27 protein-coding genes are annotated in these 26483 nt (G+C 70.7%); 3 read left to right on the top strand and 24 right to left on the bottom strand.

The window, feature by feature from the left end; all coding sequences use genetic code 11:
- Positions 1–73: 73 nt before the first annotated feature.
- The 6 genes from ABD841_RS09300 to ABD841_RS09275 all read right to left on the bottom strand — a co-directional run bounded on the left by ABD841_RS09300 (position 74) and on the right by ABD841_RS09275 (position 5533).
- Positions 74–916 (bottom strand): phosphatidate cytidylyltransferase, encoded by an 843-nt coding sequence (locus tag ABD841_RS09300; RefSeq protein ID WP_344969771.1) that lies wholly within the window; start codon positions 914–916, stop codon positions 74–76.
- A 56-nt stretch (positions 917–972) separates the two neighbouring features.
- The gene (frr, locus tag ABD841_RS09295; protein ID WP_344969769.1) at positions 973–1530 is read right to left on the bottom strand and encodes a ribosome recycling factor; all 558 of its coding nucleotides are present in this window, start codon (positions 1528–1530) and stop codon (positions 973–975) included.
- A 487-nt stretch (positions 1531–2017) separates the two neighbouring features.
- Positions 2018–2713 (bottom strand): UMP kinase, encoded by a 696-nt coding sequence (gene pyrH, locus ABD841_RS09290; RefSeq protein WP_344969768.1) that lies wholly within the window; start codon positions 2711–2713, stop codon positions 2018–2020.
- Positions 2714–2835: 122 nt separating this feature from the next.
- The gene (tsf, locus tag ABD841_RS09285; protein ID WP_344969766.1) at positions 2836–3669 is read right to left on the bottom strand and encodes a translation elongation factor Ts; all 834 of its coding nucleotides are present in this window, start codon (positions 3667–3669) and stop codon (positions 2836–2838) included.
- Positions 3670–3779: 110 nt separating this feature from the next.
- The gene (gene rpsB / locus ABD841_RS09280; RefSeq protein ID WP_344969764.1) at positions 3780–4700 is read right to left on the bottom strand and encodes a 30S ribosomal protein S2; all 921 of its coding nucleotides are present in this window, start codon (positions 4698–4700) and stop codon (positions 3780–3782) included.
- A 233-nt stretch (positions 4701–4933) separates the two neighbouring features.
- Positions 4934–5533, bottom strand: coding sequence for an ArsR/SmtB family transcription factor (locus ABD841_RS09275; RefSeq protein ID WP_344969763.1), 600 nt, complete (start codon positions 5531–5533; stop codon positions 4934–4936).
- Positions 5534–5654: 121 nt separating this feature from the next.
- Here ABD841_RS09275 and ABD841_RS09270 point away from each other — a divergent pair, with 121 nt between their 5' ends.
- Positions 5655–6872 (top strand): MFS transporter, encoded by a 1218-nt coding sequence (locus tag ABD841_RS09270; protein ID WP_344969761.1) that lies wholly within the window; start codon positions 5655–5657, stop codon positions 6870–6872.
- A 250-nt stretch (positions 6873–7122) separates the two neighbouring features.
- On the opposite strand, the gene ABD841_RS09265 is transcribed toward ABD841_RS09270, so the two are convergent.
- Positions 7123–8658 (bottom strand): CoA transferase, encoded by a 1536-nt coding sequence (locus tag ABD841_RS09265; RefSeq protein ID WP_344969759.1) that lies wholly within the window; start codon positions 8656–8658, stop codon positions 7123–7125.
- Positions 8659–8853: 195 nt separating this feature from the next.
- Here ABD841_RS09265 and ABD841_RS09260 point away from each other — a divergent pair, with 195 nt between their 5' ends.
- Positions 8854–9459 carry a murein hydrolase activator EnvC family protein gene (locus ABD841_RS09260; RefSeq protein WP_344969757.1) on the top strand — a complete coding sequence of 202 codons (606 nt, stop codon included), beginning with the start codon at positions 8854–8856 and terminating at the stop codon, positions 9457–9459.
- Between the two features lie 144 nt (positions 9460–9603).
- Here the strand turns inward: ABD841_RS09260 and dprA are convergent, their stop codons facing one another.
- The 12 genes from dprA to rpsP form a co-directional block, all read right to left on the bottom strand.
- Complete coding sequence (gene dprA / locus ABD841_RS09255; RefSeq protein WP_344969756.1) at positions 9604–11031, bottom strand: DNA-processing protein DprA; 1428 nt, start codon at positions 11029–11031, stop codon at positions 9604–9606.
- Complete coding sequence (locus ABD841_RS09250; RefSeq protein ID WP_344969754.1) at positions 11028–12587, bottom strand: YifB family Mg chelatase-like AAA ATPase; 1560 nt, start codon at positions 12585–12587, stop codon at positions 11028–11030. The genes dprA and ABD841_RS09250 overlap by 4 nt, the downstream gene beginning before the upstream one ends.
- A gap of 52 nt (positions 12588–12639) precedes the next feature.
- Positions 12640–12993, bottom strand: a complete 354-nt coding sequence (locus ABD841_RS09245) for a YraN family protein (protein ID WP_344969753.1) — start codon at positions 12991–12993, stop codon at positions 12640–12642.
- A gap of 266 nt (positions 12994–13259) precedes the next feature.
- A complete protein-coding gene (locus ABD841_RS09240; protein ID WP_026215037.1) occupies positions 13260–13583 on the bottom strand; it encodes a DUF2469 domain-containing protein in 324 nt (107 codons plus the stop codon).
- A gap of 39 nt (positions 13584–13622) precedes the next feature.
- Positions 13623–14309, bottom strand: a complete 687-nt coding sequence (locus tag ABD841_RS09235) for a ribonuclease HII (RefSeq protein WP_344969751.1) — start codon at positions 14307–14309, stop codon at positions 13623–13625.
- Positions 14310–14373: 64 nt separating this feature from the next.
- Positions 14374–15000 carry a signal peptidase I gene (gene lepB, locus ABD841_RS09230; protein ID WP_344969749.1) on the bottom strand — a complete coding sequence of 209 codons (627 nt, stop codon included), beginning with the start codon at positions 14998–15000 and terminating at the stop codon, positions 14374–14376.
- 9 nt (positions 15001–15009) lie between these two features.
- Positions 15010–15870, bottom strand: coding sequence for a signal peptidase I (lepB, locus tag ABD841_RS09225; protein ID WP_344969748.1), 861 nt, complete (start codon positions 15868–15870; stop codon positions 15010–15012).
- A gap of 156 nt (positions 15871–16026) precedes the next feature.
- Positions 16027–16380, bottom strand: a complete 354-nt coding sequence (gene rplS / locus ABD841_RS09220; protein WP_344969746.1) for a 50S ribosomal protein L19 — start codon at positions 16378–16380, stop codon at positions 16027–16029.
- Positions 16381–16649: 269 nt separating this feature from the next.
- Positions 16650–17417 (bottom strand): tRNA (guanosine(37)-N1)-methyltransferase TrmD, encoded by a 768-nt coding sequence (gene trmD / locus ABD841_RS09215; RefSeq protein ID WP_344969745.1) that lies wholly within the window; start codon positions 17415–17417, stop codon positions 16650–16652.
- Position 17418: 1 nt separating this feature from the next.
- The gene (gene rimM / locus ABD841_RS09210) at positions 17419–17934 is read right to left on the bottom strand and encodes a ribosome maturation factor RimM (RefSeq protein WP_344969743.1); all 516 of its coding nucleotides are present in this window, start codon (positions 17932–17934) and stop codon (positions 17419–17421) included.
- 112 nt (positions 17935–18046) lie between these two features.
- The gene (locus tag ABD841_RS09205; protein WP_344969742.1) at positions 18047–18289 is read right to left on the bottom strand and encodes an RNA-binding protein; all 243 of its coding nucleotides are present in this window, start codon (positions 18287–18289) and stop codon (positions 18047–18049) included.
- Position 18290: 1 nt separating this feature from the next.
- Positions 18291–18755: a 30S ribosomal protein S16 gene (gene rpsP, locus ABD841_RS09200; RefSeq protein ID WP_344969740.1), complete on the bottom strand. Its 465-nt coding sequence runs from the start codon at positions 18753–18755 to the stop codon at positions 18291–18293.
- A gap of 266 nt (positions 18756–19021) precedes the next feature.
- On the opposite strand from rpsP, the gene ABD841_RS09195 reads away from it, so the two are divergent.
- Complete coding sequence (locus ABD841_RS09195) at positions 19022–19222, top strand: hypothetical protein (RefSeq protein ID WP_344969739.1); 201 nt, start codon at positions 19022–19024, stop codon at positions 19220–19222.
- 263 nt (positions 19223–19485) lie between these two features.
- On the opposite strand, the gene ffh is transcribed toward ABD841_RS09195, so the two are convergent.
- The 5 genes from ffh to ABD841_RS09170 all read right to left on the bottom strand — a co-directional run bounded on the left by ffh (position 19486) and on the right by ABD841_RS09170 (position 26122).
- Positions 19486–21048 (bottom strand): signal recognition particle protein, encoded by a 1563-nt coding sequence (gene ffh / locus ABD841_RS09190; RefSeq protein WP_344969737.1) that lies wholly within the window; start codon positions 21046–21048, stop codon positions 19486–19488.
- A gap of 305 nt (positions 21049–21353) precedes the next feature.
- Complete coding sequence (locus tag ABD841_RS09185; protein ID WP_344969855.1) at positions 21354–21917, bottom strand: GTP-binding protein; 564 nt, start codon at positions 21915–21917, stop codon at positions 21354–21356.
- 13 nt (positions 21918–21930) lie between these two features.
- Positions 21931–22290, bottom strand: a complete 360-nt coding sequence (locus tag ABD841_RS09180) for a DUF742 domain-containing protein (protein WP_344969735.1) — start codon at positions 22288–22290, stop codon at positions 21931–21933.
- Between the two features lie 126 nt (positions 22291–22416).
- Positions 22417–22830, bottom strand: coding sequence for a roadblock/LC7 domain-containing protein (locus ABD841_RS09175; RefSeq protein WP_326646986.1), 414 nt, complete (start codon positions 22828–22830; stop codon positions 22417–22419).
- A gap of 43 nt (positions 22831–22873) precedes the next feature.
- Positions 22874–26122: a nitrate- and nitrite sensing domain-containing protein gene (locus ABD841_RS09170; protein WP_344969734.1), complete on the bottom strand. Its 3249-nt coding sequence runs from the start codon at positions 26120–26122 to the stop codon at positions 22874–22876.
- Positions 26123–26483 lie beyond the last annotated feature (361 nt).

Genomic DNA, 26483 nt, shown 5'->3' with positions numbered 1-26483 from the left:
GCGGTCCGCGCCGACGAGGCCTGCACGGACAGGACCGGTGTTGGCTATGCCTCAGCAATCATGACAAAACGACTCAAACCAGGAGAGTGAGCAGGATCCAGACCGGGATCACCGCTGCCACCAGGGAGTCCAGACGGTCCATCATCCCGCCGTGGCCGGGCAGCACACTGCTCATGTCCTTGACGCCGAGATCGCGCTTGATCACCGACTCGACCAGGTCACCGAGCGTCGCGAAGACCACCACGACCGCGCCGATCACCACGCCCTTCCAGACCGCCGCCTCCAGCAGCCACGCCACCAGCCAGCCGCCCACCGCCATGCAGGCCAGCGCCGACCCGGCGAAGCCCTCCCACGTCTTCTTCGGGCTGATCAGCGGGGACATCTTGTGCTTGCCGAAGAGGATCCCGGCGAAGTATCCGCCGATGTCACTCGCGGCCGTGGTGGCGATGAAGACGACAACCTGGTCCGCGCCCTCCCCCGGATGGGAGAGCAGCAGCGCCACGAACCCGACGAGCATCGACGGGTAAACGGTGACCAGGATGGTCGCGGCGACGTCGCGGACATACCCTTCGGTGCCCTGAAACATCCGCCACATCAGCAGCACGAGCACGGTCATCGCGAAAACGCCGACCAGCCAAGCGGTGCCGCCCCAGTAGGCGCCGGTGACCATGGCGGCCATACCCACCAGAACCGGAACGAAAGGGACCTTGATCTCCCGTTCGGCGAACGATCGGACGAGTTCCGCCACCCCGAGCCCCACCGCGGCGATGACGACCGCGAGGAAGAGCTCCTTTACGAAGTAGAGGGAGGCGATGATGACCACGGCCAGGCCGACGCCCACCGCCACCGCGACGGGGAGATTCCGGCCGGTACGGCTACTGCCCGCCACGGGTTCCACAGGGGGTCCTACTTTCATGCATACGCAAAATCCTTGCCCCGCACAGACGGCCCGCACGGGACAAGGATCATGGCTCAAACCTCAAGCAGCTCGGATTCCTTGTGCTTGAGCAGCTCGTCGATCTTGGCGACGTGCCTCTGGGTGAGATCGTCGAGCTCTTTCTCCGCCCGGCGCACCTCGTCCTCCCCGGCCTCGCCGTCCTTGACCATCTTGTCAAGGGTCTCCTTGGCGTGGCGGCGAATGTTACGGATGGAGACCCTGGACTGCTCAGCCTTGTTCCGCGCGACCTTGATGTACTCCTTGCGGCGCTCCTCCGACAACTCGGGGAAGGCCACGCGGATAACCTGGCCGTCGTTTCCGGGGTTCACGCCGAGATCCGAGTTGCGGATCGCCTTCTCGATCGCGGCCATCGAGCTCTTGTCGAACGGCTGGATGACGACCATGCGCGCCTCGGGAACATGGAACGAGGCAAGCTGCTGAATAGGGGTGGGCGTCCCGTAGTACTCGGCGGTGATCTTGTTGAACATCGATGGGGTGACGCGGCCCGTGCGGATGCCGGCGAAGTCCTCCTTCGCCACCGACACGGCCTTCTCCATCTTTTCCTCGGCTTCGAGGAGGGTTTCGTCGATCACAGCGGCTCCCTGTCTCCTGGTCGCTCACCGCTCCTCGCTCACGTCGCGGCACGCTCCTACCTCGCGTACCACTCCGCTCGCTACGTCGGGCTCGCTCCCTGTCTTTTCGGTCGCTCACCACTCCTCACTCGCTTCGCGGGACGCTCCTACCTCGCGTACCACTCCGCTCGCTACGTCGGGCTCGCTCCCTGTCTTTTCGGTCGCTCACCACTCCTCACTCGCTTCGCGGGACGCTCCTACCTCGCGTACCACTCCGCTCGCTACGTCGGGCTCGCTCCCTGTCTTCTCGGTCACTCACCATCCTCACGCACTGCGCGGTACGCCACCGCCCGGAGGCCCATCCCGGACCGCCACGATCGCGTACCGTTCAGCACGCCATGTCAGGTTCGCACCCTAGTCTTCCGGTCGCTCACCGCTCCTCGCTCACGGCGCGGCACGCTCCTGGCGTCGCGTACCACTCCGCTCGCTACGTCGGGCTCGCTCCCTGTCATCCTGCCGGACTGACCAGCGTGCCGATCTTCTCACCACGCACGGCCCGCAGAATGTTGCCCTCGCCCATGAGGTCGAAGACCACGATGGGCAGGTTGTTGTCCATGCACAGGCTGATGGCGGTGGCGTCCATGACTCCGAGGCCGCGGGTCAGGACCTCACCGTATTCGAGGTGGTCGAACCGGACGGCGTCGGGGTTCTTGCGGGGGTCGGCGTCATAGACGCCGTCCACCTGGGTGCCCTTGAGCAGTGCCTGGGCGCCGATCTCCAGGGCGCGCTGTGCGGCACAGGTGTCGGTGGAGAAGAACGGCGAGCCGAGACCCGCCCCGAAGATGACCACGCGCCCCTTCTCCAGGTGGCGGATGGCGCGACGGGGCAGGAACGGCTCGGCGACCTGCTGCATGGTGATGGCCGTCTGGACGCGGGTGTCGATGCCGCGCTTCTCCAGGAAGTCCTGGAGGGCAAGGCAGTTGATGACCGTGCCGAGCATGCCCATGTAGTCCGCCCGGGCACGGTCCAAGCCACTCGCGGCGAGAGCCGCGCCGCGGAACATGTTGCCCCCGCCGACGACGACAGAGACCTGCACGCCCCCGCGGACGGCCTCGGCGATCGAGTCGGCCAGGTGGCCGACCACCGCCGGGTCGATGCCCATCGGGTCACCACCGGCGAACGCCTCGCCGGACAGCTTCAACATCACCCGCTTCCAGCGGAGCGGGTCCGTAGACGACGAAACCGCCGACGTAGCGGGTCCTGAGTTCTCCTGCACGGCGGCGGCCTCCTCGTTTGGTGCTCTGCTCGAAGAGCTGGGATCAAGAATTAAGCCTGGCCGACCTTGAAGCGGACGAAGGCCTGGACCTTGACGCCGTTCTCGTCAGCGAACTTGGCGACGGACTTCTTGTTGTCCTTGACGAAAGCCTGCTCAAGCAGGGTGAAGTCGCGGTACCAGCCGTTGATGCGGCCGTCGACGATCTTGCCGATGGCGGCCTCGGGCTTGCCCTCCTCGCGGGTCATCTCCTCGAAGAGCGCGCGCTCCTTCTCGACGACGTCAGCGGGGACCTCGGCCGGGCTGAGGTACTTGGGAGCCATCGCGGCGGCGTGCTGCGCGATGTCCTTGGCGACCTCGGCGTTGGCGGTGTCGAGCTGCACGAGCACGCCGACCGCCGGGGGCAGCTGGGGGTCGGTCTTGTGCATGTAGGCGCCGATGAAGCCGCCTTCGAGCACGGCGAAGCGACGGATCTCGATCTTCTCACCGAGCGCGGCGTTGGCCTCGTCGAGGTGCGTCTTGACGCTCTTGCCGTCGAGCTCGGACTCCAGCAGCGAAGGCACGTCGGCGGGACGGATGGCCAGGATGTGCGCGACGACCTGGGCCGCGAGCTCCTGGAAGCGCTCACCCTTGGCGACGAAGTCGGTCTCGCAGTTGAGCTCCAGCAGCGCGGCGGCGGAGTCGCCGTCCTGCTTCAGGGCGACCAGACCGTTGGAGGCGGTGCGGGCCTCACGCTTGCCGACGTCCTTGGCGCCCTTGAGGCGGAGGATCTCGACGGCGCGGTCGAAGTCGCCCTCAGCCTCCTCCAGCGCCTTCTTGCAGTCCATCATGCCGGCGGCGGTCAGCTCACGAAGCCGCTTGACGTCGGCCATGTTCACGGAAGCCATTGTCTTTTTCCTCGTGGGAATCGTCGTGGATCGGGTGGGTGTACCCCGTAGGGGCGCACCCACCCGTGAAAGGTCGTGCGAGTCGTACGGCCAGGCCGTACGAGAAGGACCTAGGCCTGCTTCTCGGCGTCGGCCTCGGCAGCGGGGGCCTCGGCGGCGGGGGCCTCGGCGGTCTCGGCCTCGGCAGCGGGGGCCTCGGCGGCCGGGGCGGCCTCGGCGGTCTCGGCCTCGGCGGCCGGGGCGGCCTCGGCGCCGCGGAGAAGCTCCTGCTCCCACTCGGCCAGCGGCTCGGCGCCGCCGGCGACGGCCGGCTTGTCGTCGCCGCGGTTGGCACCCGCGCGGGCCATGAGGCCGGCGGCGACGGCGTCGGCGACGACGCGGGTCAGCAGGCCGACGGCGCGGATGGCGTCGTCGTTACCCGGGATCGGGTAGTCGACCTCGTCCGGGTCGCAGTTGGTGTCGAGGATGGCGACGACCGGGATGTTGAGCTTGCGGGCCTCGCTGATCCCGATGTGCTCCTTCTTGGTGTCGACGACCCACACCGCGCTGGGGATCCGGGACATGTCACGGATGCCGCCGAGGGTGCGCTCCAGCTTCTCCTTCTCGCGGCGGCGCATGAGGAGCTCCTTCTTCGTGAGGCCGGAGCCGGCCACGTTGTCGAAGTCGAGCTCCTCCAGCTCCTTCAGGCGCTGGAGCCGCTTGTGCACGGTGGAGAAGTTGGTGAGCATGCCACCCAGCCAGCGCTGGTTGACGTACGGCATGCCGACGCGGGCCGCCTGCTCGGCGATGGCCTCCTGCGCCTGCTTCTTGGTGCCGATGAACATGATCGTGCCACCGTGCGCGACGGTCTCCTTGACGAAGTCGTAAGCACGGTCGATGTACGACAGCGACTTCTGGAGGTCGATGATGTAGATGCCGTTGCGCTCGGTGAAGATGAAGCGCTTCATCTTCGGGTTCCAGCGACGGGTCTGGTGGCCGAAGTGAACGCCGCTCTCGAGCAGCTGTCGCATGGTGACGACGGGGGTGGACATGTGATTGTCCTCCAGGTCGGGGCGCCCATCACTGGGCGCGGCTCTCGGTTCTGCGCGGCAGCCCGCGGCTGCCGCCCTGATGCCCCGGACCTGGTCCAGCCGGGCTCTCACCCGGACCGAGAGGCCGAGGTCCTTGACGGGGCATGCGAAGTCGGCCCGTGTCTCACAGGCCATCGAAAAGTGTACCCGTAACCACGCCTCCACTTGACCTTCGCGCGTCAAACCACCATCAACTAACTATCACGTGGCAGACCGTGCGGCCGGCGCTCGACGCGGGGGAAGAGGTTGATCTGCGCCTCGGAGATCCGCGCCCCGCTCGGGGCCTCCGCCCGGCTCCTGACGGTGGTCAGGTACGGGGCGAGAAGCTCGTCGATGCGCTCGCTCAGCCGCTTGAGCTCCTCGGCGTCGACCAGCAGGACCGCCCGCTGGAACACCGCGGCCTCCCGCCACTCGCGAGACTCGCGGTCATGGTTGGCGAGCGCCCGGCCCATCTCGTCGACGGCCTGGTCGCGCATCACCTTGATCAGCAGGTCCTTGGCCGCCCGGACCTCGGGCGTGTCCTCGGGCTCGGGGGCGACGGCGATGCTCCCGGGGCCGACCCGCCACAGGCGCTCCCTGCCGTCGCCGCGCGGGGGCGCGTCCTCGACGAAGCCGTACTTGGCGAGCATCCGCAGGTGGTAGCTGGCCGCGCTCGGGGTGACGCCGACGACTTCGGCGACCTCGGTCGCCGTGGCGGACCCCTCACTGTTGAGCCGGTTCAGGATCGCCAGCCGCGCTGGGTGCGCCAGCGCCCGCATCGCCCTGGGATCGCTGAGCGACTTCGTGTCGGTCATGGCCAAACCGTACCCAACCCAGGTCTGAAGTATTGCCTTCACATCTATGAAGGATTAGCTTCATAGATGTGAAGCGTTCCCTTCAGAAGTTTCGGTGAGCCCCGTGTTGCAGCCAGTCCCCTTGCGTAAGCAGCGCGATTACCGGTTGCTGTTCTCCGCCCGCGTCGTCTCCGACACCGGCACGGAGGTCTCCCGGCTGGCGGTGCCGATGACGGCCGCCGCGCTGCTCGGCGCCTCCGCCGCCCAGATGGGCCTGCTCACCGCCGCGGCGTCGCTGCCGTACCTGCTGATCGGACTCCAGGCGGGCGCCGTCGCCGACCGGCTGCGCCGGCGCCGGCCGGTCATGATCGCCTGCGAGGTGGCCGCCGCCACCGCCGTGGGCACGATCCCCCTTGCCTGGATCGCCGGGCTGCTGACCGTGCCGTGGCTGATCGCGGTGGAGTTCGTGGTGAGCGCCTGCGCGATGCTGTTCCGGACGCTGAGCTTCCCGCACATCACCGCGGTCGTCCACGAGAGCCAGCGAACCGAGGCGCTCGCCGGGCTCCAGTCGGCCTACGCGCTGTCCAGCGTCGGTGGTCCGGGCCTGGCGGGACTGCTCGTCCAGACGGTCACGGCCCCGCTCGCGATGGCCGTCGACGCGCTGTCGTTCCTGGTGTCGGCGTTCCTGCTCAGGGCGATCGACGCGCCCGAGGACCACACGCCCGCCCCCGCGCGCGGCATGTGGGCCGAGGTCCGCGAGGGCCTGTCCACCGTGCTGGGGCACCCGACGCTCCGCGCGGTCAGCGGCGCCGCCATCACGGTCAACTTCTTCGCCGCCGTCTACATGGCGCTCTTCATCCTCTACGCGCTCGGCACGCTCGGCCTGCCGGGTGGCCTGGTCGGAGCGCTCACCGCTCTCTTCGGCGCGGGCGGCCTGATCGGGGCGGTCCTCACCCCTCGCCTGGTCAGGCGGTTCGGCGAGGACCGGATACTCGTTCACGCGGCGCTGGCCTTCCCGCTCAACTACCTGGCCGTCGCGCTCGCCGCCGGGCCGCTCTGGGCCGAGTTCCTGCTTCTGGCGGGCAGCACCCTGGTCACCGGGGTGGCCATCGTGACCTTCGCCACCTGCTTCGGCGCGATCGTCCTCCGCGAGGCCCCGGAGAACCTGCGCGGCCGGGTCAGCGCCACCACGTCGTTCGCCATGCAGGGCGTCATGACGCTGGGAGGCCTGGCCGGCGGTCTCCTCGGCGAACTGCTCGGCCTGCGCCCGGTGTTCTGGATCTGCGCCGCGGGGATGATCGTCATTCCCCCGCTGCTGCTCTCCCCGCTGCGCCGCACCGCCGGACCGGCGGCCCCGTGACCCGGTGAACGGCCCGGCCGGGATCCCGGGGATCGGGACCTGAAGATTCCACGGAGATCAGGAGACCCGGCGAACGGCGGCCCGCGGACGATCGGGCCCCGAACCGGGAGCGTACGCCGCGGGCGGGTCCGTTCTCCCCTGTCAGTTCCCCGCCCGGGGCCGCCCTCGGCGGCTCACACCGCCGAGACACCGCAGGACGGCCCCGGGGACCGGGTCTCCTCCGAGGCCGTGCGGGGTCGCGCGGATCGCCTCACCACCAGGCGGGCGGGTGTTCCCCCGGCCGGGGCGGCGGGCTCGACCAGCGCGGCGGGACACCGCCGACCGAACCGGGCGGCCGGACATAGGTGAGCCTGCCGAAAGCACTGTCCATCTCGCCGAGCAGGTCGGCGGCCTCGGGTTCCGGCGTGCCGGCGCCGTCGACCCGGCCCAGGCCGTCCAGCCACAGCGCGGTACGGGCCAGGGAGAGCCGCACCCGCCACGACCCCCCCTCCGCGGATCGCCGCAGCAGCGCGGCCATGGCTCCGAAGGCCGCCAGGTAGCCGGTGGCGTGGTCGAGAACCTGCGCGGGCAGCGGGCACGGCCGGGAACCGTCGCCCCCCTCGTGAGCGATGCCGCACGCCATCTGCACCAGGCTGTCGAACCCCCGCCGGCCCGCCCACGGTCCCCGTGTCCCGTACGCCGAGATGTCCACGCACACGATTCCCGGCCTGACCGCGGCCAGCTCGCGGTGTCCGAAACCCAGCGCGTCGAGGGCGCCGGGCCGGTACGACTGCACGAACACGTCCGCCTCCGCGACCAGGTCGCGCAACGCGTCCCTGCCCTCCGGGGTCCGCAGGTCGAGGTGGCAGGACCGCTTGCCGAACGCCGTGCCGACCACCAGCCCCGGCACCTCGGGCAGGTGCGCGGCGCCCACCCTGAGCACCTGCGCCCCGTACGCGGCCAGGGCCCGCGTCGCCACCGGCCCCGCGACCACCCTGGTCAGGTCCAGCACCCGCACCCCGTCCAGTGGCCGCTCCCTGTCCGGCGCATGAGCCCTTTCCAGCGCGTACACACCGCTGTCCGGTACCGAGGCCCCGCCCGAGCACTCGTCGCCGGAACCGCCGATCCGGGCCAGATCGACGAGGGGTGCGGCGGCGACCGCCGAGGCGTGCGGGTGACGGAACCACTCGGCACGGCTCCGCATGGCCGCGGCGCATCCCCCGGCCGCCGTCACAGCCTCCTCGATCCCGACCGCGGTGAGGCCCGCGCACGCCCGGACGACGTCCTCCCTGCCCGATCCGGCGGGCAGGCCCAGCACCGCGAGCGCCGCGTCGCGATGGTGGTCGAAGTTGCAGTGCAGGCGCACCCAGCCGTCCGCGGTCCGGTAGTCACCGGAGAGCGGCGCCCACGGATCCTCGGCGGCTCCACCGATCCTGAAGTAGCGCTCGTCGCGGAAGGCGACTGCCGCCGCCCGCACGTCGACCTCACCCTCCGGCGCCCCCACCGGGGCCTCCCGTGATTCCCCACCACCTTCCGGCACCCCCATCGGGGCCTCCCGCGCACCCTCCGGCACCCTCACCGGGGCCTCCCGCGCACCCTCCGCGGCACTCTCCGGAAGAACAACACCCCTGGCAAAAGCGGCGGCCGCCGCGGTGGCGGCCCCGACGGCGACGGCGGCGGCGGTGCCGACCCGGAAAACGGAGGGCAGCACCGGGTCGTCCCCCGTCACCCGGACCCGGGGCAGCTCGACCCCGACCTCAGCCCTCAGCTCGCGGATGCGGTCTTCGATCACGCGTCTCTCACCCATGCGTCTCCCCAGATCTTCACCAGCCTCCCACGGGGCTTCACGGCAGGTGCGCCCGAGCCTGCGACATCGCCGGGAACACCGGCCCGTCCGGACAGGGATCCTCCGCCGCCGTGCCTGGACGCCCATTCACCGCGCCCCGACCCGGCTCTGTCCACAGAACCACGTTCGGCGCGGGCCGGGCCTGCCAGGGGCGCCATGCTCACAGGTGTGAACTCCCTCCACACCTTTGCGGCGCGAGCCCTGCTCCCCGCTCTGCTCCTGGCCACCCCACCGGGCGGCGCTCCCGACCCGCCCGGCCGCACCGCCGCTCCCCAGGAGACGAGCGGCGTAACGGGTGCGGGCGGTACTCCGTCATCATCGCCTTCCCCACGGTGGGAGTGGCCCATCACCGGGCGGCCACGGGTGCTCCGGGGTTTCGCACCCCCGGCGCAACCGTGGCTGGCCGGTCACCGAGGCATCGATCTCGACGCGCGGCCCGGCACCGGGGTCCGGGCCGCCGGGGCGGGGACGGTCGGTTACGCCGGGCCCCTGGCGGGACGAGGTGTGGTGACCGTGCTCCACCCCGGCGGCCTCCGGACGACCTACCTGCCCGTGCGGCCCACCGTACGGCGCGGTCAGGCCGTGGTCGCCGGAGAGGTGATCGGTGTTCTCCAGGACGCTCCCGGCCACTGCCCTGTCCCGTGCCTGCACTGGGGCCTGCTCCGCGACCGCATGTATCTCGATCCCCTGCTCCTCCTCGGCCACGGCCAGGTCAGGCTGCTCCCCCTGTGGCCCCTCCGCCCCCCTCAACCGGGCGGATGACGGCATCGATCGGAAGGGCGCGGTCCTTCCCCCGAACCGCGCCTCTCCGGCCTGGCGACCCGGACGTCGCCTCGATCCGCTCCGGCGTGCGGGTCCCGGCGAGGAGACGTCCGACGGCGGGGAGACACCCGGAGGCGAGGGGGCTCAGTCACCGGGAGGGCGGTGTGCGCGCAGGCGCCAGCCCCGGGAGACGCGTTCGACGTAGCCTGCGGCGGCCAGGACGCCCAGGCAGGAGAGCACGGTGTCCAGGTCGACGCCCGCGGCCACCGCTATCGTCGCCGGGCCCGCCCCCGCTCGGGCGGGCACCGCTTCCAGGACGCGCCGGGTCTCCGGGTCGAGCAGGTCGCGGGGAAGAACCGGACCGCGCGGCTCGGGGGCCAGGTCTTCGCCCATCGCCCCAACGAGATCGATCATCTCCTCCGGAGTGGTGACGCACGTGGCTCGGCCCTCGCGGATCAGCCGGTGGCACCCGGCTGAGGTCTCCGAGGTCACCGGCCCCGGTACCGCGGCCAGGTGGCGGTTGAGCGCGACCGCGTGCCCGGCGGTGTTGAGCGCCCCGCTGCGCAGCGCCGCCTCGATGACCACAGTGCCTCTGGACAGGGCCGCGATGAGCCGGTTGCGCACCAGGAACCGCGGCCGGGTCGGGTGGGCGCCCATCGGGCACTCGCTCACCAGCACGCCCTGCGAGCGCACCGCCGCGAACAACTGCTGGTGCGCGCCGGGATAGGCGATGTCGGCGCCGCAGGCGAGCACGACGACGGTCGGGGCCTCGCAGGCGAGGGCGCCGCGGTGCGCCGCCCCGTCGATCCCGTACGCGCCGCCCGAGACGACGCCCCACCCCCTCTCGCCCAGCCCGGTCCCGAACTCCGTGGCCATGTGCGTGCCGTACGGGGTGGCGGCCCGGGAGCCGACCACGGCGACGGAACGGAGGCAGGAGAACCGGAGGTCGGCGTCGCCGTGGAGCCAGAGGGCGTAGGGCCGGGCATCGCCCAGGTCGTCCAGCTGGGTCGGCCACTCGGGGTCGCCGGGGATCACGAGCCTGGCCCCTACCCGCTCGCCGTCGGCCAGGTCACGCCCGGCGTCGGCCGTCTCCAACCTGGCCGCCCAGGAGGCGATCATCCGGTCGAGCCTGGCCGCGAGCCGTGCGTCACGTTCACCGGGCAGGGACGATCCCCCGTCGCCCGGCCTCCACCCGTCGGCGACGGGTTCCGGTGCCCCGGCAGGGAACCCTCGCGCCCCGGCCCGCGCCCCGGGGCGGCCGTCGACGGGCCCGGACGGCCCGTCCCGGAAGCCTTCCGTTCCGGTCTCCGGCGCAGATCTCCCGTCCGATGGCCCGGAGGGGACGCCGGGCGGGTGGGAGGCGCCAGGCGGAGGTCCCGGCCGGGGCCGGTCGGAAGCGGCGGGGCGGCGGTGAGTGGTGACGAACCAGCGGGCCAGTTCGGGGTCGACGATCCTGTCACGGACCTGCGCGACGGCGGCGCGCGGACCGCGGAGGGCGACGAGCCTGCCCATGACGGTGTCGCCCGGCTCTGCCAGACGCATCAGGGTGACCCGTGCGAGCCTGTCGCTCACCGCTCCTCCCCCAGCCACAGACCGAGCGCCGAGGTGGTCTCGCGGAGCTCGGGCCGGTCCTTGCCGCCGAGGTCGGCCACCGTCCAGGCCAGGCGGAGCACGCGGTCGAGACCTCGGGCGCTCAACCGGCCGCTGTCGAGGTGCTGGAGCAACGGCGACATCGCCGACGGCGCCGGCCGGTATTCGCCGTGGAGCGCGCCGGTGGGCATCTCCGCGTTGCACCGCCACGGCGTGTGCGCGAACCGCTTCGCGGCGCGCTCGCGCGCGAGCAGCACCCGCTCGGCCACCACCCGGCTCGGCTCGATGAACCGGCGGTCGGCAAGGAGCTCGCGCCGGGTCGACCGGTACAGGGTGACCTTGACGTCGACGCGGTCGAGCAGCGGGCCGGAGAGCCTGGAGAGATAGCGGCGGCGGGCAGCCGGGGTGCAGCCGCACGGGTCGCCGGGGGTGGACGGCCGTGCGCACGGGCACCTGTTGGCGGCGAGCACCAGCATGAACCTGGCGGGGAAGGTGACCGAGCCCAGCGCCCTGGAGATCGTCACCTGCCCCGATTCGAGCGGTTGCCTGAGCGCGTCGAGCACGGTCATCGGAAATTCCGGGGCCTCGTCCAGGAAGAGCACACCGCGATGGGCGAGGGAGACCGCGCCCGGGCGGACCGCCCCGCTGCCGCCGCCGATGACGGACGCGACGGTCGCGGTGTGGTGGGGCGCCACGAACGGCGGGCGGGACAGCAGGGGCCGGTCACCGGGCAGCGTGCCGGCGACCGAGTGGATGGCGGTGACCTCCAGTGCCTGGTCCGGCACCAGATCGGGCAGGAGCGTGGGCAGACGCTCGGCCAGCATGGTCTTGCCCGTGCCGGGCGGGCCCAGCATCCACAGGTTGTGCCCGCCCGCGGCGCAGACCTCCAGGGCGCGGCGGGCGAGGGGCTGACCGGCGACGTCGCCCAGGTCGGGGACGGCCGCACCCGAGCCGCCCGGCGGAAGAGAGCGGGTCGCGCCGGGGCCGCGTCCCCCGGCGGGGATCGGGAGCCCGCCCGCCGGGTCGCCGTCGCGCAACCAGCCCACCAGGTGGCTCAAGCTGGTGGCGGGGATCACCGTCACGTCCGGCACGAGGCCGGCCTCGGCGGCGTTGCCCACGGGGACCACCACGGTGCGGGCACCGGCGGCGACGGCCGCCAGCACGGCGGGGAGAACGCCCCGCACCGGCCTGACCGTGCCGTCGAGGCCGAGTTCGCCCAGGAAGAACGGCTCGGCGACCTTGGCGGCGGGCACGAACCCCGCGGCCGCGAGCAACGCCAGGGCGATCGCGACATCGAACATGCTTCCCCGCTTGGGCAGGCTGGCGGGGAACAGGCTGACGGTGATCCGCGCGTCGGGCCAGGCGCAGCGACTGTTGACCAGGGCGGAGCGGACCCGGTCTCGGGCCTCGCTCAGCGCGGTGTCGAGCATGCCGATGAGGTGGAGACCGGCGACGCCGCTGCCGATGTCGGCCTCGACCTCCACGAGATGGCCGGTCACGCCGACCAGGGCGACGCAGCGGGTGCGGGCGACGGTCACTTGCACCACCCCCGCGGACGGCGGACGATCCAGGACAGCCCGGGAGGCATCTCTAGACCACCCCCCGCTCGTGGCGGATGGCGAAGTCTCCGGCGAACCGCTCCAGGGCGATGACGTCGACGCGGACGGCGTCGAACCGCTCACCTCTCCCGCGGAGCCACCTGGCGGTGATCCGCCGCAGGCGGGCGACTTTCTCCTCGGTGACCGCCTCGAAGGCGGTGCCGTGAGAACGGCCGGACCGGGTTTTCACCTCCACCGCGACGAGCGTGCGCCCCTCGCGGGCGAGGATGTCGATCTCCCCGTCCGGACACCGCCAGTTACGATCCAGAATCTGCAGGTCGTGCGCGACCAGATAGTCGACGGCGACCTGCTCTCCGTGTTTGCCGAGTTCGTCTTTCGCGGCCATGGAACCACCTCCGGCTCCAGACCTTGGCTCACCGGACCGGTGAGCCGAGGAGCCGAATCCGGCTCTGTGGATGACCGGCCGGTCGCGTACCACCGCTGTGGACAACGCCCTGCCCACGCCGGGGACGTCGGCCCCGCACACCGCCGCGCTCTCGGGCGCCGCCGCTCAGGGCACCGCTGCCGCGCACAGCCGCGCGCTCATGCGCCACCGCTCGGAGATCGTACGGGGACCGCTCGCGGAGCCGGCCCCGGGTGCCGCGTCGCGGCTCAGCCGGAGAAGCCCTCCTTGGGCATCTCCAGGTCGGCCTTGGCGAGCTCCTCGACGTTCACGTCCTTGAAGGTGACCACCCGGACGTTCTTGACGAACCTCGCCGGGCGGTACATGTCCCAGACCCAGGCGTCCTGCATCTTCACGTCGAAGAACACGTCGCCGTTCTCGGCCGTGCGGACGTCGAGATCGACGGAGTTGGTGAGATAGAAGCGCCGCTCGGTCTCGACGACGTAGGTGAACAGGCCGACGACGTCGCGGTACTCGCGGTAAAGCTGCAGTTCCATCTCGGTCTCGTATTTCTCGAGATCCTCTGCGCTCATACCGGTCCTCCTGTCAAACGACCACCCCGGTCCACCCGATCAGGCGACACCGGCCCCCCATTCATTCTCGCCCATCGCCTCGTCCGTCCCCGACCGTGCCACCGTCGAGAACGAGAAGCGGTGGTCGGGACACGGCCCGTAGGCCCTGAGCGCCCTGCGGTGATCGGCCGTGCCGTACCCCTTGTGCACGGCGAATCCGTACCGGGGATGGCGTTCGTCCAGCGCGACCATCATCCTGTCCCGCGTCACCTTGGCGACGATCGAGGCCGCGGCGACGCAGGCGGCCACCCGGTCGCCCTTCCAGACGCCGAGTGACGGTACCGGCAGGCCCGGGACGGGGAACCCGTCGGTGAGCACGTAGCCGGGATCAAAGGGTAACCGCGCAACGGCCCTGCGCATTCCGTCGACGTTGGACCGGTGCAGGCCCCGGTCGTCGATCTCGCCCGGCGGGATCACCACCACGCTCACCGCCCCGGCGGTCACGGTGATCCGTTCGTACAGCGCCTCACGCCGGGAGACCGTCAGCAGTTTGGAGTCGCCCAGCCCCTCGATCGGGCCGCCGAGCACCACCGCGGCGACCACCAGCGGCCCCGCGCAGGCGCCCCGCCCGGCCTCGTCGACCCCCGCGACCGGGCCCAGCCCGCGGCGGGTGAGGGCCCGTTCGTAGCCGTACAGCCCCGAATCCCTCCGGACCACGCTGGGCCGGGGGCGAAACGCGACCGTCATGGCACCACCGGTGACACAGCGACCATGAGCAGAGAGTACGCCCCATCCGGGGTATTCGGTACCGCTATCTGACCTTGAGGAAGGTCTCCGGCCGCGAAAGGACGGTCGCCCGGGAGAACGGCCAGTAGATCGCGAAGGCCCGGCCGATGACGTCGTCCTCGGAGATCGTCCCGTCGCCCTCCTGCTCCTCGTGGGTGCGCGAGTCGGCGGAGGCGCTGCGGTGGTCGCCCATGACCCAGAGCCGCCCCTTGGGCACGACCTTCTCGAAGTCCTCGCCCGAGGGGAAGTCGTCGGGGTGCAGGTAGGCCTTCTCGTCGAGCGGCACGCCGTTGACCGTGACGCGTCCCTTGGCGTCGCAGCACTTCACGGTGTCACCGCCGACCGCGATGACCCGTTTGATGGTGTCTCTACCGTCCCAACCCTTGAAGACCACGATGTCGCCGCGCTCGGTATCGCCGTGCAGCTTGTTGACGGCCACCCGGTCGCCCTCCAGGAGGGTTCTCTCCATCGACTCGGACGGGATCCAGAACGACTGGAAGACGAAGACCTGCAGGAGCACGGCCACCACGACGCCGCACACCAGCAGGAACACCGACTCACGCAGGCTACCCTTACCCGACTTACCCTTTTTGTCGGATTTATCGCTCTTATCGGATTCGTCGTTCTTGTTGACCTCGGGTTCAACGGTCATGAGGTTCGGCTACCGCCTTGAGAGCCGGCGACGACGCCACAGCACCAGCGGGACGGCCCCCGCGAACCCGGCCAGGAGCGGGACGGCTCCGGTCGCGGCGGCATTGAGGGCCGGTTGGCTGAAGGTGTCGGGGATGGAAAGGGTCGTTGCCCGGGAGAACGGCCAGACGATCACGAAGGCCCGGCCGACCACCTTGTCCACCGGGATCGTCCCACCACCGGGATCTCCCATGTGGGAACGGGAGTCGAGGGAGACCGTCCGGTGGTCGCCCATCACCCACAGGCGGCCCTCGGGGACCTTCACCTCGAAGAACTTCTGGGAGGGCACGTCACCCGGATAGAGGTAGTCCTCGTCGAGCGGCGCCCCGTTGACCGTGACGCGCCCCTTGGCGTCGCAGCACTTCACCGTGTCGCCGCCGACGCCGATGACCCGCTTGATGTAGTCCTTCTCACCGGGCACCACGCCGAAGGCGGTGCCCACCCAGCGGAAGAACCCGGCGACCGCGTTGGAGGGCTCCTCCAGCTCCACCTCGGGATCCCAGGAGTCGACGCCGGAGAAGACCACCACGTCACCGCGCTCGATGTCACGGACGCGGTAGACGAGCTTGTTGACCAGGACCCGATCGTTCGTCAGGAGAGTGTTCTCCATCGACTCGGACGGGATGTAGAAGGCCTGGATGACGAAGGTCTTGATCACGAGCGCGAGAACCAGCGCCACGACGACCAGAACGGGCAACTCCTTCCAGAAGGAGCCCTTCTTCTTTTCCTTCTCGTCCTTGGCGGTCTTCTGAGTGTCTTCGGCGACCACGTCCACCTCGTCCTCGACAGGCCGACGCGAGACTGCGCCGCACTCCGGGTCTTCGCTAGTCATCGCTGACGAGCCTAGATGATGGGCGACGCCAAGTGGTCGCGCGGCGGGCTACCGCATCGCCATGCATGTTGCCGCAGGAGGTCAAACCTCCCTATATACGACCGGCCCGCTCCCCTGGCGCAGGGGACGCGGGCCGTCGCCGGCGACCACCGGACGCTAGCGCGCTTCGCGCTTCTCGCGGATACGGGCGGCCTTGCCGCGCAGGTCGCGCATGTAGTAGAGCTTGGCGCGGCGGACATCACCACGGGTCACGAGGCTGATCTTCTCGATGACCGGGCTGTGCACCGGGAAGGTGCGCTCGACGCCGACGCTGTAGCTGACCTTGCGGACGGTGAAGGTCTCACGGGCGCCGCTGCCCTGACGGCGCAGGACGAAGCCCTTGAAGACCTGGACGCGGGACCGGTTGCCCTCGATGACGCGGACGTGGACTTCGAGCGTGTCACCAGGCCGGAAGTCCGGGATGTCGGTGCGGAGCGCGGACTTCTCAAGCTCGCTGATCAGCGTGTGCATGGCAGTGAAACCTCGTTTACGCGTGCACGCGGAGGTCCATCCGGCCGCGACGGGGCGGCAGCGTGATGGACACACGTGCTGAAGTGGACTGTGTCTCGGAGCCGGAACTGTCTTACCCGGCGACGCACGCCGACCCGCGAGCAGGCAGCGGCAACGCTTCAGTTTGCCATACTTCCTCGACCGACCGGAAATCAACCGGTCAGAACGGTCGGCTCCGGCGGACGGCAGCGGGCTGCCCGGCCGGGGAGGCCGGGCGCGGCGAACGGGGCTCAGCCGGGGAGGCCGAGCTCCGACAGGACCTGCCGGTCGTGTTTGTCCAGGGTCTCGGGGGCAAGTGCGGCGAGCAGTTCGGGACGGTTCTTCGCGGTGCGGCGGAGTGCCTGGTCACGCCGCCACCGGGCGATTTTGCCGTGGTGGCCGGAGAGCAGGATCTCGGGAACCTCGTGTCCCCGCCACTCCGGCGGTTTCGTGTAAACGGGACCTTCCAGGAGGTTCTCCATCACACCCGGCGCGAACGAGTCGTCCACGGCCGAGTGGGCGTTGCCGAGCACACCCGGCAGCAGCCGCCCGACGGCCTCGATCATGACCAGCACGGCCACCTCTCCCCCGGCGAGGACGTAGTCGCCGATGCTGACCTCGTCGACGCGCAGGCGGGCACCGTACTCGGCCATCACCCTGGAGTCGATGCCCTCATAGCGGGCGGGGGTGAACAGCAGCCAGGGCTCGGCGGCGTACTCCAGCGCCAGCTTCTGCGTGAAGGGCACCCCGCTGGGGGTCGGCACGATCATCCTGGGCCGCGCGGCGGGATCGGCGGCGAGAACCGCGTCGATGGCCTCGCCCCACGGGCCCGGCTTCATGACCATGCCGGGGCCGCCCCCGTACGGGGTGTCGTCGACGGTGCGGTGCACGTCGTGCGCGCAGTCACGCAGCTGGTGCAGGCGGACGTCGAGGATGCCGCGCTCGCGGGCCTTGCCGATGAGGGAGACGTCGAGCGGGGCGAAGTACTCAGGGAAGATCGAGATGATGTCGACGCGCATGTCAGACGCTCTCGTCCGGGTCGAGCAGGCCGGGCGGGGCGTCCACGGTGAGGAGGCCCCGTTCGAGGTCGACCACCGGGACCAGCGCCTTGACGAACGGCACCAGGACCTCCTGCCGGCCGCGCCGCACGACGAGCAGGTCCTGCCCGTGGTGGAGCACGTCGGCGACCTCACCGACCCGCTCGCCGTCGGGCTTGACGACGACCAGGCCGATGAGCTGGTGGTCGTAGAACTCGTCGGGGTCGTCGGACGGCGGGATGTCGGCCGAGTCGATGACGAGCGTGGTGCCGCGCAGTTCCTCCGCGCGGTTGCGGTCGGCCACTCCCTCGAACCTGACGAGCAGGACGCCGGAGTGCCAGCGGCGCGACGCGACGACCAGCGGGCCGGCGGACGCGGGGTCGGTGGCCAGGGTGGCCCCGGGGGCGAAGCGCCTGTCCGGATCGTCGGTGCGCACCTCGACGGACACGTCTCCGCGGAGTCCGTGCGGGCGGCCGATCCGCCCTACGACGAGCTGCACGCCCGCCTCCTTTGGTCTCACAGTGGTGGCCTGCCGCGTACGGCAGGGGGAAAGCAGACGGGCCACCCACTCTGGGCGGGTGGCCCGTTCGCTCGATGCGTGCCCGGCTCGGCTAGCGGACCTCGTTCAGGTCGATCAGGTCGACCCGGATGTACTTGCCGTCGCCGAGGGCGTTCACGACCGTGCGGAGCGCCTTGGCCGTACGGCCGCCGCGGCCGATGACCTTGCCGAGGTCCTCAGGGTGGACCCGGACCTCAAGCACACGCCCGCTGCGGATGCGGCGAGCGTGCACCTGGACGTCGTCGGGATGCTCGACGATGCCCTTCACCAGGTGCTCGAGGGCCTCCTCGAGCACCTCAGGCCTCGCCTTCCGACTTCTCCTCGGCGGCCGCGGTGGGCTCAGCCGGGGTCTCGGCGGTGGCCTCGTCAGCCTTGGGGGCCTTACGAGCCGACTTCTTCGGCGTGGTGGCGGAGTCGAGGGACAGCGACTCCTTGGCCGCGGCCTCGTAGGCGGCGTGCCGGTCGGCCTTGGGCTCGGCGACCTGGAGCGGAGCCGGGGCGGGCTCGCCCTTGAACTTCTGCCAGTCACCGGTCAGCTTGAGGAGCTTCAGGACCGGCTCGGTCGGCTGCGCGCCGACACCCAGCCAGTACGCCGCCCGCTCGGCGTCGATCTCGATGCGCGAGGGGTGCTCCTTCGGGTGGTACAGGCCGATCTCCTCGATCGCACGACCGTCGCGCTTGGTGCGGCTGTCGGCGATGACGATGCGGTACTGCGGGTTGCGGATCATACCGAGCCGCTTGAGCTTGATCTTGACTGCCACTGGTGTGGTCTCTCCTGCATTAGAGCGTGGGTGAGCGGTGTCTCATCGAGTGGGGCACGAGGAGAGGTCCGTTCGAGGGACAGGCGCGGCACGCGGGAGTGAGAGGGCAACCACGTGTCACGATGTTCCAACATGTCATTGTGCCAGACGCTCGGCGGTGCCCGGCCAATCCCGGCCATCCGGTACGGCGAGCGAACGGCAAATCTCGGTAATCCCCGTGTGTCCTCCGCGCGGGACGAGCGGACCGGCTGCGCTAAATGACCGCCGTGGCAACCACCCTCAGACCCCTCCTGCTGACGGCGACCGGCTCCATCGCCGTGCTGGGCGCGGCGCTCGCCATCAGAGCGGCCCCCGAAGTCCTCGCCCACGTGCTCCCCGCCTGTGCTTCCCGCACCGGCGCGGGCTGCGCCCCCTCGCCCCTGTCTCCGACCGCCGTACCGGATCCGGTACGGACGCCTAGGCCCTGACCGTCCTCGGCAGCACGTCGACGCGCCTCGCCGGGGCTGCGAAGACGACGGTTCCCATCCGGTGAGGACGCTCCGGAGACGGAGGCGCTGTTCGTCTCGCCGGGAGCGACGGACCCGCGGTCACGAACGCCGCGGGGCCGGTCGCCCGGGGTGCGCCTACTTGGGGCGTACGCCGAGAAGCTCCAGCGCTGCCACGGCGATGAAACCCACGATGATGATCACCCAGATCCAGCGGGCGCGGGAGAAGAACCTGTCGTCATCGCTCATTTCTGCCCTGGCAGCTTGAACTTGGAGGGGTCGAAGCCCGGCGGCAGCTCAAGCCCGGGCGGGAGCTGGCCCGCGCCCAGCTTGCCGAGGAGACCGCCGCCCGCCGGCGCGCCGTCGGGCGCGTCCTGCTTGCCGGAGGCGCCGGCCTTGCCGAGTGCGGCCTTGCGGGGGTCACCGCTGACCCGGCGCCCCTTGGCCGCCTTCTTCTGCGCGGCCTTGCCGGCCTTGCGGCTCCCGGGCAGGCCGGGGATGCCCATGCCGCCGGCCATCCGCTTCATCATCTTCTGCGCGTCGAAGAAGCGGGTGACCAGGCCGCTCACCTCGGTCACCGTCACGCCGGACCCCCGGGCGATGCGGGCCCGGCGGGAGCCGTCGATCATCTTGGGGTTCTGGCGCTCCGCGGGGGTCATCGAGCGGATGATCGCGGCGATGCGGTCGAGGTCGCGGTCGTCGACCTGGTTGAGCTGTTCACGCATCTGCCCCATGCCGGGCATCATGCCGAGCAGGTTCTTGATGGGGCCCATCCGCCGGACCATCATCATCTGCTCGAGGAAGTCTTCCAGGGTGAAGCCCTCGCCCGAGGTGAGCTTGCCCGCCATCTTGGCGGCCTCGGCCTCGTCGAAGGTCTTCTGGGCCTGCTCGATCAGGGTGAGGATGTCGCCCATGTCGAGGATGCGGGAGGCCATCCGGTCCGGGTGGAAGGCGTCGAAGTCTTCGAGCTTCTCACCGGTGGAGGCGAACATGATCGGCTTGCCGGTGATGTGACGGACCGAGAGCGCGGCACCGCCTCGGGCGTCGCCGTCGAGCTTGGTGAGCACGACGCCGTCGAAGCCGACGCCCTCCATGAAGGCCTGGGCCGTGGAGACGGCGTCCTGGCCGATCATGGCGTCGACCACGAACAGGACCTCGTCGGGCGAGACCGCGTCGCGGATGTCGGCGGCCTGCTTCATCAGCTCCTGGTCGATGCCCAGGCGGCCGGCGGTGTCGATGATGACGATGTCGTGCTGCTGCCGCCTGGCGTGGTCGATCGACTGCCGGGCGACGGCGATGGGGTCGCCGACGCCGTTGCCGGGCTCGGGCGCGTAGACCGCGACGCCCGCGCGCTCGGCCATGACCGCCAGCTGCTGGACGGCGTTGGGTCGCTGCAGGTCGGCGGCGACCAGGAGCGGCGCGTGGTTCTGCTCGCGCAGCCAGTGGGCGAGCTTGCCCGCCAGGGTCGTCTTGCCCGCGCCCTGGAGGCCGGCGAGCATGATGACGGTCGGCGGGTTCTTCGCGTAGCGGAGCCGCCGGGTCTCACCGCCCAGGATCTCGATGAGCTCGTCATTGACGATCTTGACGACCTGCTGCGCCGGGTTCAGCGCCTGGGAGACCTCGGCACCGCGGGCGCGCTCCTTGACCTGGGCGACGAACGCCTTGACGACGGGCAGCGCGACGTCGGCCTCAAGCAACGCGATGCGGATCTCGCGGCATGTGGCGTCGATGTCGGCGTCGGACAGCCGACCCTTGGAACGGAGGGAGGAGAAGACCGATGTGAGCCGGTCGGAAAGCGTCTCGAACACGTGATTGGCCAGCCTCTGCGCTACAGGTCTGCGACTCGACCCCCCAGCCTATCCGCTGGACGGCCCGGCTGAGGCCCGCCGCAGCCGGGCCCCGCCCCGCGCAGCCCGGCGGCATCGCGGGATCGACCAGGTGGCGGGCCGGAACACGGGGAAGAAAGCCCGTGACATGCCATGGGCGAGACGGCCTCCGGGCCGGGGCCACCGCGGGCGCGAGGACTCGCGGCGCGGTTCACGGGGTGAAGAGCGCATGGCGGGACACCGCCCGGACGGCCGCTGCGGGCGGTGGAGCCATCCGGGACGGGAACCTAGCGCCCGCCCCAGCCGGGGACGGCCATCCGCATGGTGAGCGCGTGCTCCACCAGGGTGATGAGGGTGGCCTTCACCGCGTCACGCGAGCGGGCGTCGGTGCGGGAGATCGGAATGTGCGGCGCCAGGGTCAGCGCCTCCCGCACCTCCTCCTCGCTGTGCAGGTAGGTCCCGTCCCAGCCGTTGACCGCGACGACGAAGGGGAGCTTGGCCTCCTCGAAGTAGTCGATCGCCGGGAAACTGTCGGCCAGCCGCCGCGTGTCGACCAGCACGATGGCGCCGATGGCGCCGCGCACCAGGTCGTCCCACATGAACCAGAAGCGGTGCTGGCCGGGGGTGCCGAACAGGTACAGGATCAGGTCACGGTCCAGGGAGACACGGCCGAAGTCCATCGCGACGGTGGTGGTGGTCTTGTTCGGGGTCAGGCCCAGGTCGTCGATGCCGGCGCTGGCGTCGGTCATCACGGCCTCGGTGGTCAGCGGCAGGATCTCCGACACCGCTCCCACGAACGTGGTCTTCCCCACGCCGAATCCTCCGGCGACGACGATTTTCGTCGATGTCAGACCGCCGCCGCGACTAGAGCCTGCGAAGTCCACTGAGCACCCTTTCCAGGAGGTTGAGATCCGGCTTGCCCGCGTCCAGCTGCGGCTGGTGCAGCTGGATCAGCCCCTCGGCCGCCATGTCGGCGACGAGGATGCGGGTCACACCGAGCGGGATGCGGAGCATCGCGGAGATCTCAGCGACCGAACGCACTTGCCGGCACAGAGCACTGATCGCCTGGTACTCCGGGGTGCGAGTGGACAGATCGTGATGGATGGACGTCGCCGAGGAGACGAGGGCCTCCAGGGCGAGCTGGGTCCGAGGGGCGGTGCGCCCTCCGGTCACGGCATACGGCCGTACGAGGGAGCTCTGCTCCGTCGGCGCCGGTTGCTGCATCAGGTGAGAAGGACCTCCCTGTTGACGGTGGGGATCGTCCATCGATTGGTAAGGTAACCCGCCCAGCGGGTCGCCCTCACCGGTCCAACCGCGGCTTGCCACGCCAGCCTCCTCGCGTCATGGCTCTCACCGGGAGTGGGAAGACTGCAGTTCCGCGCGGACGGCCGGGGTGAGAACCTGGCCGGCCCGCTCGACGAGCATCGTCATCTGGTACGCCACGAGTCCCATGTCGCAGTCCGCGGCGGCGAGCACGGCGAGACAGGAACCGTCGCTGATCGACATGATCAGCAGCAGTCCGCGCTGCATCTCCACGACGGTCTGGGTGACCGCCCCGCCCTCGAAAACCCGCGACGCACCCTGGGTCAGGCTGATCAGGCCGGCCGCGACCGCAGCCAGCTGGTCCGCCCTGTCCCGGGGGAACCCGTCCGAATACGCCAACGGCAGACCGTCAGCCGACACCACGACCGTGTGCGCCACGCCTGGGACGTTGTTCACAAAGTCGGTGATCAGCCAATTGACCCCCCGAGCGGCCTGGCTCATTTCGCGCACGTGTCATCCTCCTTGGCGACCTTGATGAGCTCGCTCACCGGTCCTCCTTGTTTCCTTCAACGTCCCGGCGGAAGTCGGGATACGGCCGCCCGTCCCCGGCTTCGCCCCTGGCGGCCGCGCGACCCTGCCGTACGCCCTGCTGGAAGCTCGCCAGGCGGCTGCGCACCGCCTCGGGAGAGACGGTCGGCCGGAGAGTGGGGGTCTGCGGGGACGCACCCGTTTCGGGCGCGGCCGTGCCGGGCACCAGGTTGGCCTTGGGCACCCGCTTGGGCAGCCCGGAACCGGTGATCCCGCCGAGTGAGGGTTCGCTGGCCGCCTTGGCGGCCTGCCAACCCGTGTCCGCGGGCGAGGACCAGCTGCTCGCGGCCGGGGGCTGCTGGAGCTGGGTGGTCTCCTGGACCTCCTCGGCCGGCTCCTGGACGGGAGCGACCGGCTCGGCCTTCTTGAACCAGTCGGACTCGACCGCGGCGAAGATCGGCAGGAACTCCTCCCGGGCCTCCTCCATCGGCGAGGCGTCGGAGACCGCCGGCAGGGGGCCGGTGTTGTCCGCGGCGTCGAATGCCCGGCGCCCGAAGGGGCCGGAGTCGTCGACGGAGGGCCAGCCCCCGGAGTCGCCGCCGCGGACGGAGGAGCCGGACCAGGTGTCGGAGCCGCCGCCCTGCGGGCCGGACCAGGAATTCGGGGCACCACTCTGCGGGCCGGACCAGGAGTTCGGGGCACCGCCCTGCGGGCCGGACCAGGAGTCCTGGCCGCCGCCCGGGGAGCCGGACCACGTGTCCGCGTCACGCGCGGGCGCGCTCGGCCCGGCGGACCACGACACGGGGCCGCCGGGCGGCACGGCACCCTGCCACGGCGAGGGGTCGGGCTGGGAGGCGGTGGGCCAGCCGGGAGCGGAACCGGTACCGCCGGCGCCGGGCGCCGACGGGTGGCCGGACCACGGGGTGTCGACGGGCGCCTGGCCGAAGTGGCCGCCCCCGAAGGAGGACTGCCCGGCGTCGAAGGAGTTGAACTGCTGGGCCGCCAGGTCGATGGAGGCGAAGGAGTTCTGGTGGGCCGCCTCGAAGGAGGCGAAGGACGGCGTCCTGGAGTCCAGCCCGGTCGGGCTGGCCAGCACGGGCGCGCGGTCCATCGAGACCATGGAGCCGGGCCAGTCGCTGCTCTGGGGGGCGGCGGGGGCGCTCGGGCGCCCGCCGCTCGAGCCCAGCAGGTTCTCGGGGAGCAGGACCATCGCGGTCAGGCCGCCGCTGTCCTGCTGCCTGAGCTGGACGCGGATGCCGTGTCGCAGGGCCAGGCGGCCGACCACGAACAGGCCCATGCGGCGGGAGACCGAGACGTCCACCACCGGCGGGTTGGCCAGCCGCCAGTTCGCCTGCGCGAGTTCCTCGGAGGTCATGCCGATGCCGAGGTCGGTCACCGAGACCATCACACCGCCGCCGTCGATGCGGTTGCTGGAGACCGTGACCTTGGTCTCCCGGGGGGAGAAGGAGATCGCGTTCTCCACGAGCTCCGCGATCAGGTGGACGACGTCGTTGACGGACGTGCCGACCACGGACACCCCGGCCTGCAGCTGCAGGCTGACCCGCTCGTAGTTCTCGACCTCCGACAGCGAGGCGCGGACCACGTCGATCAGCGGGACCGGCTGGCTCCACCGGCGCGCGGGCTCCTGGCCGGCGAGGACCAGGAGGTTCTCGGAGTTGCGGCGCATGCGGGTGGCCAGGTGGTCGAGGCGGAACAGGCTGCCGAGCCGCTCCTCGTCCTGCTCGCCCTGCTCCAGGTTCTCGATGAGGGAGAGCTGGCGCTCGACCAGGGTCTGGGTGCGCCGGGAGAGGTTGACGAACATCGAGTTGACGTTGCTCCGCAGCGTGGCCTCCTGGCCCGCCAGGCGGACCGCCTCGCGGTGGACCTCGTCGAAGGCCCGGGCCACCTCGCCGATCTCGTCGTCGGAGGCCACTCCGATCGGGGTGACCTCCACGTTCGCGGCCTCGCCGCTCTCGCGCATGCTCTGCACGGTCTCGGGAAGTCGCTGGCCGGCGATGGAGAGCGCCTCGGTACGCAGCCTGCGCAGCGGTCTGACCAGCGACTGCGCCATGACAAGAGTGATGATCAGGACGATGACGATGAGCAGGCCGGTCAGGGCGGCGGCGACCAGCGCGCCGTTCTGCTCGGACTCCTGCAGTGCCTGGCTCTGCGCGATGAGGGTCTTGGAGATGCTCTCCTCCACCGCGCGCATGCGCTCGACGATGTCGGAGGATGCGTCGAACCAGGTCGCCTGGTCACCGAGGCCGGTCCGGGAGACGTCGACCCTGATCAGGGGCGCGCCGGCGAGGCCGAGGACGATCGCGCGGGCGCGCAGCGCACCGGCGCGGTCGACCTTCCGGCTGCTGACGGTGTCGTCGTAGAGCTGGCGCTGGGCGACCGTGGCCTCGGCGCGGAAGGTGGCGAGCTCACTGTCGCGCTGCGCCCGGGCGGCCAGCAGGGCGTCGAGGCCCTCGGCGCTGAACCCCTGGACGGCGAGGGCGATGGCGAGCTGGGCCCGCTCCCTGGATGCCTGCTCCTTGGCGCGGGACAGCGCGCCGAACGCGGTCGCGCTCTCGGTGATGCTCTGGTCGGAGACGCCCTGGTCGATCTCGTCGTGCAGGGCCAGCAGGTCGGTGATGGTCCGGGAGTACGCGGCGAGCGTGGGGATGGCGGGCAGCTGGGTCTCCAGCGCCGTCTTGCGGATGCTCTTGATCTCGTCGATGCGTGCGCGGATCTGCGCGAGCTCGGCCTCGCCGCGGTCGCCGAGGGCGTCTACGACGTCGCTGTCGCCGATGACGGCGTCAACGGTCGCGCGCACCTCCCGGGCGATCTTGTCGACGATGGCGTGCTGCTTGGCGAGGTTCGCCTGGCCGGTGGCGCGGCGGCCGTGCGCCACGTACCGGGCCGACAGGTCGCGTTCGAGCTGCAGGCCGTCGGCCAGGCGGCTCAGGCCGGCGGTGAGCTCGGCGGCGGTGCGCACGCGTTCGTACTCGGCGGCGCTGTTGATCGAGGTGGTGACGCGCAGGCCACCCAGCACGACCGCGGCGAGCGTGGGGAGGACGATGAGCGCGATCAGTCGCGACCTCACCCGCCAGTTCTTGAGCGCGAGCTTGCTGCCGTTCCTCACGGGCTTCGCGGGCTTGTCGGGTTCGCGACCCTCGCCGTCCGGAGCCTGGCCGCTCTGCGGCGGTACCCCCTGGTTGCCGAATGCCTGGGCAGGCGTCAGCCCGGATTCGCGTTCGCTGGGGATTGACCCTGTCCTCACTGGCCTCCGCTGCCTCTCCTCGGATCGTCTGCTTGGCGGGATCGCGTCACGCAGTGATGTGGAGGTGACGCCGACGCATCCATGGGGTAGGGGTTATTGGAGCACAGCCGGATGAGATCGGCCAACAGAACATAGGTCGCGTTTTGTCACTAACGTGCACATTTCAGACGTAAACGGGCAGCCACTCTCCGCTCCGTCTGGCAAACCCGCGCAAAGTCATGCGACAGCCCTCTCCGGCGATGATCATCCCGCACATCACTCAGCGTGATTGACAGCCGTGAGACAGAAGTGCCTCATATGACCCCTTTGAGCCTTGAGGGCTAAAGGGGGCATATTTGTATTTTGGTTGATCTGCTCCGCT

It is taken from the genome of Streptosporangium fragile, assembly GCF_039534445.1.
Classification (GTDB): domain Bacteria; phylum Actinomycetota; class Actinomycetes; order Streptosporangiales; family Streptosporangiaceae; genus Streptosporangium; species Streptosporangium fragile.
The sequence above is the reverse complement of the archived record's forward strand: the minus strand, read 5'-3'. Positions and strand labels throughout refer to the sequence as shown.